The following is a 12,828-nucleotide window of genomic DNA, read 5'->3' on the forward strand; positions in this document are numbered from 1 at the left end:
CTGACAAATGGTTAGAAAGGACTGGTAGAAAAGATGTGTTATTGGTTAAATTTGGAGCGAGTGGTTTATCAGGCGGCGAGCTGCACCTTCGGTTTCACACCTTACCAGTCCTTTAAAAGCAAGGTAATCTTCGGCAATTCTGCTGCTCTCGCTCCCTATCCTTTTATTATTGCACCCCCGGGAAAGCCCCCCCGAGCCTGCCACTACCTGTGCTTTTATTCCTATTGAATCCGCTTCTTGATCGTGTCATGATTAATACAAATTGTAAGTATTTCATCAGAGTTTGACGATTCTACTTTTTTCTTGCAAATAAAGATGGCTTATTCCAAAGGAGCGATTGAATTTGAAAGATGCTTACTACTCACTCATTCAAAACCAAAAGATGCCGTTGATGGTATTCATTATTATATGTATTTCTTTAACTGCTTCCTCGGATTTATTTTTGGTTTTTCAGCCTGGAGGTTTCACCCTGCGAGGCGCCCAAATCTTAACCCTTTTAATAGCTGGCTGGTGGGCTTTCGCATCCTTACAATCCGGTACACTTAAATTACCGTTAGGAAGCATCTATTTACTCTTCTGGACGTTTATTGTTTTGGCCACTATTCCAAATACGACGTTTCTTACGAGAAGCCTTGGGTACGCCTTTTGGCTGCTGCTCAACGTTCTGATGCTTTTTGCGATCGTATACTTTATCAATAGTAAGGACAAAGTGGATACGATGTTCCGCTGGTATATTTACTCCTATCTTATTATCTCATTGTTTGGGATTCTGCAATTTGTTATGGGCATCGCGGGAATTACTCCCCCGTTTGTTACCCAGTGGTGGATACAAGGGGTCTTGCCGAGAGTAAACGGGTTCTCCTATGAACCCTCCTATTACGCTACATATTTAATTACCGGCTGGGTTCTCGTATCCTATATGTTTTTTGAATCGAAAACGAAGCTGTTCACGAAAAAAAGACTGGGCATCTTTTTCCTCATTATTACAGCAGCTTTGATTTTAAGCTCTTCCCGAATGGGATTAGTGCTAATGGCGATTTGGCTGTTAAGATACATTTGGCTGTTTATCAAGGGGTTTTTAATAGGAACCGTTTATATGAAATATTTAGCCATCGTATTCATTGCTTCTCTTGCTGCTGGTGTTATCGTGATTTCTCTTCTTTCAAGTTCCGGCGCGGAAACGTCATTGCTCAGCGGGACAGGTATCGGCGGTACACCTGCCCATTCCGTGGTATACAGGTTAGAAGACTTCTTTAGCACACTGCAGGTGTTTCTCAATAATCCGATATATGGGGTGAGCCTTGGCGGTGTTGCACCAGCGATCGGCCAGCTATACGGTGTGACCGTGACAGATCAAGAAGTAGCTTCCACGTTTGAAGGGCAATCCGTATTTGCGGAAATTTTAGCCGCAACTGGAATTATCGGCTTTGTGATCTTTATAGCTTACCTGATAACAATCATGGTAAAGCCATTTAAATTAAGCAAACTTTTACGCAATAGCGAATACAGTGTCATGATGCGCTCGATGGTTTTTTCACTTATCTGCTTGCTGCTCATCCTGCAATTCAACCAAAACATTTTACGGCCTTACTTATGGTTCCATATCGCTTTGTTGTCCGCCATATATTCTGTGTCACGTAAGGAATTGCGAAACAAATGAATCGATCGAGAAAAAGAATAGCCTTTTGGGCTATTCTCTTCTTCACCTTGATCCTCATTGCAAGGTTTTTTATTTTTCAGCCGGATCGTAGTGAAGAGAACATAGGTAAATACCGCGAGATCGAGGGTGGAATCAAGTTCGAGCCGAAAAGTGATCGTATTTATAATGAAAACACACCGGTGCTGCCAAACGGAATAGGCGTGAATATTCATGACATAAACGAAGACGATATCAAGCAGCTTTCTACTTTGGGTGTAAAATTAGTGAGAATCGATTTATCATGGCACAAGGTTGAGACTTCCCCGGGACAATATGATTTCAGCCAATTTGATCGTTTTGTTGAGCTGCTTGATCGTTACGGGATGAAGCCTTATTTTATTTTCAGCTACAGCAATAAGCTGTATGAACAGGATAAGTCGATTCAAACGCAAGGCGGACTCAGCGGATTTTCTCAATTTGTAAAAACCGCTGCCGAGAGATACAAGGATCGCGGCGCGATATGGGAAATTTGGAACGAACCGAATGTTGATCTGCACTGGTCTCCTCAGCCGGGCATCGATGATTATGCAGCGCTGGTAAATGAAACTGCCCCGATCATCAAGCAGGCTGATCCTACAGGAACGGTCTCTGCTCCGGCTGCCCTTGCTTTAACGAATGAAACATTCGCTTGGCTAGAGAAGCTATTTCAAAAAGGAGTCCTTGAGCAAATCGACGCCGTTTCCGTCCATCCATATCGAAAGAAAGCGCCGGAATCGGTAATCAATGAGTACGCCCGCTTACGGGAATTGATTAAGAAATATTCGAATAAAGAACTGCCCGTCTTTTCTGGTGAGTGGGGATATTCGACGACAAGTATGCCGGCTGATTTTGCAAGAGAAAAGCAAGCGGAATATCTCGTTCGAATGCTGGCTGTGAATCAAATGGCGGAGATTCCCGTCAGCATCTGGTACGGTCTTCGCGACAACGGCACGGATCCAAAGGTAGAAGTGCATAACTACGGGCTGCTCGATTCAAAGGGAAAACAAAAGCCGGCCTATGCGGCATATAAAACCTTTACTGGGCAATTGTCTGGGTTTCACTTCAAAGAAAGGATCAATACAGGGAATGACGACGATTACGTGTTGGTGTTTGAAAAAGAGGGTAGACAGGTGATCGTTTATTGGACAACCTCGAAGGAGCACGATTACGAAATAGAGGCAAACGGCAATACAGGAAAACTGGTCTCACTCACAGGAGAGAGCCGCAACGTTCCCTTGAATGGAAAAGTGAAGCTTAAGCTAAAACAAAGCCCGTCTTATATAAGAATCTATTAAAAAGAAAAACCGCAGCAATCTGCGGTTTTTCTTTTAGAGCGCGTATCCGTTTTTTATTTTCAAGATTAAATCTTCTAAGAGCTCTGTTGTTGTCATATCATGGGATTCTTCGCCAAGAGTATACGCATGCATAAGAATTTTTAAAAGTTGTTCTTGATTTAAAGACTTTTCACTCATTATTCTAGTTCCTTTCGTTTCCATTAGTGAAAACTATCTACAATTATAAGCTGTTATGAATCTGGATGCAATTTCTAAAACATATTTCGACAGGTCCCTTCAATTTATGTCCTTTCTTGAAGAAAAACTTTTGCGAAATTATGGATTACGTTATAATAGAACAATTGGGAACTTTTTTAAAAGATAAGGAGCGGGATCTATGCTTCAGGAATCCTTTGATAAGAAAGATGTGCTGCAGGCCGCGGAAGACTTCGAGCAGGCTCTTCCATACAGTGAAGAAAATGTCCGTTTGGTAAAAGAAGCTTTGCAGCTCTATCGGCAGGATGCAGTCTACGGAGTAAAAGCCAAAAGCTTCTTTCAAGCGGCTGCTTACGTTCAGGATCAGGAGCCTGTACCGTGTCAGGTATTGGTGAATCTTCTGCACGTTTCTTCCGGCACATGCTCCTGCAAAGACGAAGGAATATGCCGTCACATTATTGCAGCGTTTCTTTATATTTATGCTCATTACCAGCCAATCGGTACATTTGTAGACTTATGGAAGGAAAAGCCGGCCAATCTGCTTTTTTCTGATAAGCAGCAAGCGTCCTTTTCACTGGAGACGCTGGAAGGATGGCTGTCATTTTTTCAAGTGGAGTTTGAGCGCTGGGAAGAGCGGACACCCGCACGGCAGCAAACAATGCAAAGCCTTTATTACGGCTATTTGTCCGCCATAAAAAAGCAGCAGCCACAAAAGGAAGAGCTAAAAGGCCTCTATCAAATCCATACGGCTCTCGCGACATGGAAAGCGATGCATACGTTAATTGACAAGGAACGGGTTGATCCGAAACGGGATTTTTACAGCTTAAATCCATACGTTGAGCAGCTGATGGACACCATTTTGTCCTCTCTCTCGCAAATGCAGGCTTATGCCATATCGTTTTCACTAGATCCGTTTTTAGAAAAAACTACGGGGGTTCTTCGCGAGCTTCTTTTGAAAAAGCGCCACTTTTATTATGAACGGGTATTTATTTATGAAGAACTATGGAGAAGTATTTTGAACCGGCCAAAATGGATCAAGGCAGAGATGGCCGCTCTTGAGCCAGTTCTTGAAAAAGACGATTATATCGAGCCAGATCTCGGCTTGTTGTTTTTGCACATTTTGCAAAAAAACGATGACCTTGTACTCGAACGGGTAAAGGGTTTTAAACCTGCCGTTTTTCCGTTTGTCCTGCATTGGCTCGCTGAAATCACGCGCAGAAACGAGTGGAAAAGGCTCAGCAAGTGGTACGGACAGCTTGGCGGCATTGCCGAGGACTATTGCGGGGAGAATTTACCGTACAGGGAACTTCGCAGCACGGTGTCTGATTTCTTTGAGCTCCTGCAAAAATACACCGAGCAAACTGCGGACAACAAAATGTTTGAGCACTTTTGCCGCAAATGCCTGCCGTATACCTTTACAGAATACAGCTATTTCTTATTTGACAAAGGCCGGTATACCGAATGGGTGGAAATTCACAGCATGATCGGGTTTTCTATTTCCGAGCTGGAACGGGATTTGCTGAAGGAAGTAGGCAAGTCAGCACCTGAAGCATTAATTCCATCCTACCACCGGGAGATCGCTCACCTGTTAAGATTCAGAAATCGCAGCGTTTACAAGGAAGCGGTACGAAATTTAAAGAAGCTAAAGACCTTATATAAAAAGGCAAAGAGAGTCGAAATCTGGGATCAATACATCATACGTCTCTCGAAGCAGCATAAACGCCTCCGCGCTTTTCAGGAGGAACTAAGGAAAGGAAAGTTAATCGATGGCTAGTCTGAAGGAAGCTTATGTGCACGTTGAACAAACTGAAAATTTCTCGTTTCTTTTGACCTGCTATGATGAGGAGCAAATTCCGCTGCCATTGCCGTTAATGGAAAAGCTGCTCTTTCAGTGGCATGAGTCCTCGTATTACGGCACCTTTCTTGAAGATGTGGATTCTGCCATTCTGCTTACCCCTTGGATGGCTGTCGAGCTTCTTGGGAAAAGCTCGTTTAACTCCTTTTGCACGATTCATCTTACTGAAGAAACCGATTCTCTGATGGAGGCTGCATCGACGATTTATGAATTCATCGAGGATGGCGATTTTCTGCCTGATTATGAAGCTTGGAAGAATGGAGCCCTCCGCTGGAAGGACAAAGACGGTGTTCTTGAAGGATTTCAATTGGAATGGTTTTCCTATGCTGTAGAGGATTATGTCGCTTTCATACCTTCTTTACATGAAAAATGGGAAACCGTCCGGAATCGGCAGCTTCACCTGCTGGAATTCAAAAGCTTATTTCTCGATGAGCAAGATTTTCTTGAATCGATTGGCTGGTATGAAGACGAGACCCCGTTTACTGTGGGACTTCGCTTGAACGAGCCCGAATTTGACGGCGACGAGTGGAAGCTTGAACAATTTTTACGAGACAAAAAAAACGGCGATCTCCGCTTTTTCACCGGACTGAACAAGTTGAAAAAATCGTGGCAGAAGCATGCAGATAAAATCGCAAGAGAGCAAGATCGATTTGCCCACGTCGTGCCCTGGCTTTCCTTTGATTCCGGTACGTCGCAGCTGACGGAGCAAGAAGCATGGCTGTTCCTTTCCGAGTATAGCGAAACACTCGTCAATATGGGCGTTGAGATTTTGCTGCCGTCCTGGTGGCAAATCGTGAAGGAATCATCCATGATGCTAAAGGCGAAGGTTTCTTCCTCTCCCCGCGGTGAATCATTTGTCGGTATGAACGCGCTGATGGATTTTAACTGGCAGTTTGCCACAGGCGGCGTTGAACTGACAGAAGAGGAATTTAACGAGCTCGTAGCAGGCAATCGCCGGCTCGTCAATATTCGCGGACAATGGGTGAAAATTGACCCGGAATTTATTAAGCAAATGAAAAAGCTGATGGAGCGTGCAGAAATCGAAGGGCTTCATATGTCGGATGTGCTGGCGAGAGAGCTGTCAGAGCAAGACGAAGAGAATCTAGTCGGGAACGCTGACGAGCTGCTTGATTCCTCGGCTTTCGCATCGATCCAGTTTGAGCTGTCGAACTCTTTACGGAAAATGATTCAAAAGCTGAAAAACAATGAGAATTTGCCTTCCTACCCTGTTCCGGAAGGTTTTAACGGAAAGCTGCGCCCGTATCAGGAGCACGGCGTCAACTGGCTGCTTTTCTTACGGGAAAGCGGGTTTGGCGCTTGTCTTGCGGATGACATGGGACTCGGAAAAACGATTCAAATGATCACCTATTTGCTCCATGTGAAAGAAAAAGGCCAATCTGCGCCTGCCCTTATCATCTGCCCGACGTCCGTACTCGGAAACTGGCAGCGGGAGCTTGAAACCTTTGCCCCCGACCTGAAGGTAAAGCTTCATTATGGAGGGAACCGGCCAAAGGAAGAGGATTTCGCTTCACATTATGCGGAAACCGATGTCGTTCTCACAACATACGGCTTATCACATTCAGATTTTGACGAGCTTGAAGGAGTCCGGTGGAGCACCATCTGTCTGGATGAAGCGCAAAACATAAAAAATGCTCATACGAAGCAATCGAGGGCGATCCGCAAGCTCGTCGGCGAGCATCACATCGCATTGAGCGGGACACCGATGGAGAACAGACTGACCGAATTATGGTCGATTTTCGACTTTATGAACAAAGGGTATCTCGGAAGTTTGGGCGCGTTCCATAAACGCTACGTGCTCCCCATCGAAAAAGACCGCGATGAACAACGGATCGACAAGCTCCAGCAGATCATTAAACCGTTCCTGCTCCGCCGCACGAAGCAGGACGAAGAAGTAGCCTTAAATCTCCCGGAAAAACTGGAGCAAAAGGAATACATTCCGCTATCTGTCGAGCAGGCATCGCTCTATGAGCAGCTCGTAAAGGACACGTTTGATCATATGGTCTCTCTTGCCGGAATGCAGAAAAAAGCTTTGATTTTGAGCATGCTGGGCAAACTAAAGCAAATTTGCGACCACCCGGCTCTTTATTTAAAGGAACAATCTGAGCTGTTGAACGGCCGTTCAGAAAAATTCACAAAGCTGATCGAACTGGCCGGAGCGATCAATGAGCAGGACGAAAGCTGCCTCATCTTCACCCAATACATTCAAATGGGCGAAATGATGAAAAGCATTCTTGAAAAATCCTTTGGCGTGCCCGTCAAATTTCTGAACGGCAGCCTCTCAAAAACAGAACGAGACCAACTCGTTCAGCAATTTCAAAACAAAGAATTTCCGTTTTTGATTCTTTCATTAAAAGCGGGCGGCACCGGCTTGAACCTGACAGCGGCCAACCACGTCATCCACTATGACCGCTGGTGGAACCCCGCCGTCGAAAACCAAGCGACTGACCGCGCCTACCGGATTGGGCAAAGCCGCTTCGTCCATGTCCATAAGCTGATCACAACAGGGACAATCGAAGAAAAAATCGACGGCATGCTCGAGAAAAAACAAAGCCTGAACAACCAAATCATCCAAAGCGAAAACTGGATCACCGAGCTCTCTACTAATGAACTAGAGGAGCTGTTTACGCTGGGGAGTAAGTGAATTTTGGTGAAGTAGAAAGAACCGACTCGGCTGGTGCTGGGTTGGTTTTTTTTTGTGGGGGATGGGGTTGTGATGGGTGGTGGTAGCGATGGTTGCGGTTGCGATGGTGATTACGACTGGGTCTGAGGTGGTTGCGATTTTGGTTGCGGCGAGATGATGTTTAAGACTGGGATGGACGATGGTAGCGAGATGGATTCAAGTGGAAACGGTGTTTCGGCTGGGAAGTGCACAGAACTCATGTGGAATTGCATAATTCCTACATTTAATTGCACAGATATTGACTTTATTTGCACAGATGCCGGGTTTATTTGCACAGATCTTAGCTATAATTGCACAATACACGGACATTAATTGCATAGTTCCCCCTGATTAACCCTTTTCTAGAGATACTGCTAAATTAAACGGCCCTCCCTCGAGTAAGAGTTCTCGAGAAAAGACCGTAGTTTACTATACCCGTTTTCCATAGATACATGACATGGCAATGTGCAGGTCTATTCTTTCACAAATTTTTTCGTACTTCGCACTGTATCAATCGGACGTACTATTTTTTCAATTTGCTCGCGTTTCGGTTCTAAAAATGGCGGCAGGGATAATTTTTCTCCCAGTGTTTCATACGGTTCGTCTCCCATAAAGCCCGGTCCGTCTGTGGCAAATTCAAATAAGATGTGCGGCGCAATTCTTGTGTACAATGATTCGAAAAAGTGTCGATTGACGTAGCCCGATGATTGGATTCCGAAGCTTTGCATCCGCTGAATCCATTCATTCAACACCGAACGATCTTCAACACGGAATGCCGCATGGTGAACTGTACCAAAGCCTTGTTGTGCTTGAGGAAGATTCACGTTTTGTTCCACGATGACTTGTGCACCGTTTCCTCCTTCACCGAATTCAAATAGATGAAAGGAATCTTCTTGCGCGATTTCTTTAAATAATAGAACCTTTTCCATCATTTCTTTAAAATGATCGAAATTCGCAATCGTGATAAAGATCGGGCCTAAACCGGTGATCGCATATTCCAGCGGGATCGGACCATTTTTCCACGGTGTACCGGAAGCAACTCCTTTATTGTTTTCGTCTGAGATGATTTGATATTGCTGGTCATCAAAATCGACAAAAGAAAGTGTCTTCTTGCCAAATTGTTCTTTGATGCCGGAGTGCTTTACTTCTAAGCGATCAAACCGTTTTTCCCAATAATCAAGTGCTACGTCGTCAGGAACTCGAAACGAGGTTTTTGAAATCTCATTGGTACCGTGAGTCCCTTTTGGAATGCCTGGGAAGTCAAAGAAGGTCATATCTGTTCCCGCACTGCCTTTATCATCTGCAAAAAACAGGTGATATGTTTGGATATCGTCTTGATTTACTGTCTTTTTCACTAAGCGCATCCCTAAAATATTTGTGAAAAAATCATAGTTTTTTTCCGCGCTGCTTGTAATCGCCGTTACGTGATGGATTCCTTTTAAACCGTTCATCGTTTCATCCCTCCATTTGATTTAAAATATAAGCGCATCAATTGCATATTGTCCAGGCCCGGTCAATGTGATACCAATAGCGGCTGCTAATAGAACCAAATTATACTCGTAGCCATTTTCAGTCGCCCACAACCCGTTTGGTCCATGGACTTTCACAATAGCCATTACCATCGTTCCGGCAATTGTTACTCCTGCCAGCGGTGTGAAAAGCCCCAAAGCGAATAATACCCCGCCAATCAATTCCGCCAGTCCCGCTGCTAACGCCATTGTAACACCCGGCTTCATGCCCATCGATTCAAACCAGCCGCCTGTTCCTTTTAAGCCATGCCCGCCAAACCAGCCAAACAATTTTTGCGCACCATGTCCGACAAAGAGCAGTCCAATCACTAATCTTATCAACAATAATCCTGTATCTAACATAATATTCACTCCTAATTGATATATTATTAATTCGAGATATATAGCTAAAATTTTTTATCTTAACGGTTTTAATTTGGCTTCGATTTCTTCCCTTTTTGGCTCAAGAAACGGCGGTAAAGCGAGTGATTCTCCTAAATGTTCGATATCTTCATCCGAATCGAAACCCGGTCCATCGGTTGCTAGTTCGAAAAGAATCCCATTAGGTTCTCTGAAGTATAGCGAACGGAAGTAAAAACGATCAACAAACCCTGAATTAGGTATTTTCGCTTCACGAATTCGCTTTATCCATTCGTGCAGCTCTTCCTCATTATCTACGCGAAAGGCTACATGATGAACGCTGCCGCGTCCTTGGCGTTCGGGAGGGAAATCCGTCTTTTCTTCTACGTGAATTTCAGCACCAGTTCCGCCTTCACCCGTTTCAAGTACTACAGTGTCTTGCTCATTTCCTTTAATACGGAAGCCCAGCAGCTCTGTTAAAATGCCGATTGTAGCTTTTGCGTTTTTTACAGTTAATTTAACCGGACCTAAGCCGACAATTCCGTACTCTGCAGGGACCTGAGCTTTTTTCCATGGAATTCCGCCTTGGACTCCTTCATTATTTTCATCAGACACTAAAATCAAGTGCTGTCCCTCAAAATCCTTGAATGCTAAAGTGAAACGGCCAGCCTGATTGGCTATTTCTTCATGTTCAATATTCAATTCTTCGAAACGCTGCTTCCAGTAAGCGATCGCTCGATCATTTGGAACGCGAAGGGAAGTTGCGGAAATGCTGTTCGTCCCTTCATGCTTCTTCGCAATCATTGGGATTTCAAAAAAGGTCAATTCTGTACCGGGATTCCCTTTTTCATCTCCATAGAATAAATGATAAACAGAAGTATCGTCCTGATTAACCGTCTTTTTCACAAGACGGAGACCTAATACCTTTGTGTAAAAATCAACGTTTTCACGAGCTTTTGCTGTTAATGCAGATACGTGGTGAATTCCTTTTAATTCCATGAGACACCCTCCTTTATTTTTGAATTTTTTTGAGAAGCTCAAGCAGCTGTTTTTTTTCTTCATGGTTCAACTCGTTAAACTGAGCGGCTTGAAAATGCTCTTGCTTCGGAACTACTTCATCAAATAACGCTTTTCCGTTGTCAGTTAAGGAAAGATATTTTGTTTTCCATTCCTGCTCCCGTTTCACCAGCCCCAATTCTTCCATTTTGTTTAGTAGCTGCGTGATATTGCCTTTGGTGACAAGTAGCTTTTTAGCAAGCTCTTGCTGAGACAATCGCTTATGGGAGCCGACTTGAGCCAAAACATCAAATTGCGCTGCCGACAGGTCCCAATTTTTTAAATGCTGATTGGTTTCACGGATACTCTGATTATAAAAACGTGAAAGACGGAACCATAATAAAATACCGATTCGTTCATCTTGCTTCGATAAGGAGGAATCCGTTTTTCTTTCTTTCACACAATCACCTCTTTTGTTGTCAGTTAAGTACTAAACTTATATCTTGATGTCAGTTTATAACTAAATTGATTTGTTGTCAAGCATGAATTTTCATAGCTGCTATTCCGTTGCACAGACTACATTATGAGTCAGAAAACCTCACAAAAAAATTGATTAGTTTATCATTTGCAAATAATATTAATACTTAAAGATAGTGAAATAGGTGAAGAGACATAATGGATCAGGATTTTAAGAAGAGATTGGCCACCCTTTTCAACGAAATAAATAAAGAAATCTTTAGAGTCGGCGTGCATGATCAAAATATTGAAATACAGGATGGAAAGATTCTTATTTTCTCCAGATCTAAGCGTATCCCGGCTTTGGATGCTTTAATGGATGAACATAGTGAACTAGTCTTTTCAATTGATTATGCTTTATCGCTAAAGTATAAAAAACTACTGAAAAAGAAAGTAGAGCAGGAGTTTGATATAAAAATAACCGCCTTATTCAGAGATTATGATCCTGGAAACGAGCGCTCTTGCACAGTTATTTGCTATTAACATTTGAATAACAAACTTTGATTGTTGGAAACTCGTCATACTCGTTTTTTCAGCAACCCACATAAAGTTTTGTAGCGGACGCTTATCCTCTGTTTACGGATGGAAAGAGCCGTGAAGATGGAAGAATATATTTCTTCTATCTTCACGGCTCTTTTTTATTAGAGTCAAAGAAGTAGTGGAAAGGATGAAGAACGATGAAAGGAACTCCTACATTTAAAAATAAGGCCGTAGATCTTCCACGTGACTGTACATTTAGCTATGAGGATTGGACTGTTTTAAGTAAATATTGGTACCCTGTCGCGCAACAGACGGAAGTTACTGAGAAACCGTTAGCCGTTAAGCTTCTTGATGTAAACCTAGTCGTCTATCGCACGAACAGTAAAATCGTTGTTGCCCGTGATCTTTGTGTTCACCGCGGGACTCCTCTCAGTATGGGATGGGTTGAGGGTGAAGATATCGTCTGTCCTTATCATGGGTTTCGATACGGAACGGACGGCAAATGCACATCGATTCCAGCTCATCCAGATGCCAAAATTAATCCGCGCTTGTGTATGTCCGTTTATCCTGTTGTCGAACGGTTTGGATTAGTGTGGACGTCTTTATCGGGCGAAATCGACAATATGCCGTCATTTTCTGCTTGGGATGATCCGGATTTCCAACAGATTGTTTGTCCCTCGTTTGATATTAAAGGATCTGCCGGGAGACAAATGGAAGGGTTTCTCGATGTAGCCCACTTTGCCTGGGTGCATACGGAAACGTTCGGTGACCGAAACAACGCTTTTGTTCCCCGTTATCAGGTAGACAATACTGATTACGGACTGCACGTCGAATATTTGAGTACGGTTAGCAATTATCCGAAGGAAATGCAGCACCTGAATCCGGAAGATTTCAAATGGCTTCGTGTCTTTGATGTATATCCTCCGTTTACAGCTACATTAAAGGTTTATTTTCCTAACGGGGGAGAATTGTGGATTATGAATGCCGTTTGTCCGATTTCAGCAAGAGAAACTAGATTGTTCGCTCCAATTGCGAGAAACTTTGACAAGGATTCTCCTGTTGAAGATGTCTATGCGTTTAATCTTCAAGTGTTCACGGAGGACAGGGAAATGGTTGAAAACCAAAAGCCTGAAGATTTGCCGCTGGACTTGCAGATGGAGGCTCATATTATGGCAGACAAAACATCGGTTGCTTACCGGAAAATTCTTAAACAATTAGGTCTCGGAACAATTTATACGAGTTAAATCAATGATTGGAGTATTCAA

11 protein-coding genes are annotated in these 12,828 nt (G+C 43.5%); 6 read left to right on the forward strand and 5 right to left on the reverse strand.

Annotated elements, in window-relative coordinates:
• Positions 1-343: 343 nt before the first annotated feature.
• Together AM592_RS14585 and AM592_RS14590 are read left to right on the forward strand one after the other, a co-directional pair.
• The gene (locus tag AM592_RS14585) at positions 344-1,660 is read left to right on the forward strand and encodes an O-antigen ligase family protein (protein WP_053604468.1); all 1,317 of its coding nucleotides are present in this window, start codon (positions 344-346) and stop codon (positions 1,658-1,660) included.
• Complete coding sequence (locus AM592_RS14590) at positions 1,657-2,973, forward strand: cellulase family glycosylhydrolase (RefSeq protein ID WP_053604469.1); 1,317 nt, start codon at positions 1,657-1,659, stop codon at positions 2,971-2,973. The genes AM592_RS14585 and AM592_RS14590 overlap by 4 nt, the downstream gene beginning before the upstream one ends.
• Before the next feature lie 33 nt (positions 2,974-3,006).
• Here the strand turns inward: AM592_RS14590 and AM592_RS24390 are convergent, their stop codons facing one another.
• A complete protein-coding gene (locus AM592_RS24390) occupies positions 3,007-3,150 on the reverse strand; it encodes a YwzD family small protein (protein WP_098945247.1) in 144 nt (47 codons plus the stop codon).
• A 199-nt stretch (positions 3,151-3,349) separates the two neighbouring features.
• Between AM592_RS24390 and AM592_RS14595 the strand changes: the two genes are divergently transcribed.
• Both AM592_RS14595 and AM592_RS14600 read left to right on the forward strand, forming a co-directional pair.
• Positions 3,350-4,942 (forward strand): SWIM zinc finger family protein, encoded by a 1,593-nt coding sequence (locus AM592_RS14595; RefSeq protein WP_053604470.1) that lies wholly within the window; start codon positions 3,350-3,352, stop codon positions 4,940-4,942.
• Entirely contained in the window at positions 4,935-7,685 is a 2,751-nt protein-coding gene (locus AM592_RS14600; protein WP_053604471.1) for a DEAD/DEAH box helicase, read from the forward strand. The genes AM592_RS14595 and AM592_RS14600 overlap by 8 nt, the downstream gene beginning before the upstream one ends.
• A gap of 491 nt (positions 7,686-8,176) precedes the next feature.
• On the opposite strand, the gene AM592_RS14610 is transcribed toward AM592_RS14600, so the two are convergent.
• From AM592_RS14610 to AM592_RS14625, 4 genes are read right to left on the reverse strand one after another with little or no spacing between them, the layout of a single operon-like run.
• The gene (locus AM592_RS14610) at positions 8,177-9,154 is read right to left on the reverse strand and encodes a ring-cleaving dioxygenase (RefSeq protein ID WP_053604473.1); all 978 of its coding nucleotides are present in this window, start codon (positions 9,152-9,154) and stop codon (positions 8,177-8,179) included.
• Positions 9,155-9,175: 21 nt separating this feature from the next.
• Positions 9,176-9,574, reverse strand: a complete 399-nt coding sequence (locus AM592_RS14615) for a DoxX family protein (RefSeq protein ID WP_053604474.1) — start codon at positions 9,572-9,574, stop codon at positions 9,176-9,178.
• 54 nt (positions 9,575-9,628) lie between these two features.
• Positions 9,629-10,570: a ring-cleaving dioxygenase gene (locus AM592_RS14620; protein ID WP_053604475.1), complete on the reverse strand. Its 942-nt coding sequence runs from the start codon at positions 10,568-10,570 to the stop codon at positions 9,629-9,631.
• Between the two features lie 13 nt (positions 10,571-10,583).
• A complete protein-coding gene (locus AM592_RS14625) occupies positions 10,584-11,027 on the reverse strand; it encodes a MarR family winged helix-turn-helix transcriptional regulator (RefSeq protein ID WP_053604476.1) in 444 nt (147 codons plus the stop codon).
• Positions 11,028-11,242: 215 nt separating this feature from the next.
• Here AM592_RS14625 and AM592_RS14630 point away from each other — a divergent pair, with 215 nt between their 5' ends.
• The gene (locus AM592_RS14630) at positions 11,243-11,566 is read left to right on the forward strand and encodes a Na-translocating system protein MpsC family protein (protein ID WP_053604477.1); all 324 of its coding nucleotides are present in this window, start codon (positions 11,243-11,245) and stop codon (positions 11,564-11,566) included.
• 194 nt (positions 11,567-11,760) lie between these two features.
• The gene (locus AM592_RS14635) at positions 11,761-12,807 is read left to right on the forward strand and encodes an aromatic ring-hydroxylating oxygenase subunit alpha (RefSeq protein ID WP_053604478.1); all 1,047 of its coding nucleotides are present in this window, start codon (positions 11,761-11,763) and stop codon (positions 12,805-12,807) included.
• The last annotated feature ends 21 nt before the right edge of the window (positions 12,808-12,828 follow it).

The organism is Bacillus gobiensis (assembly GCF_001278705.1).
Classification (GTDB): Bacteria; Bacillota; Bacilli; order Bacillales; family Bacillaceae; genus Bacillus; species Bacillus gobiensis.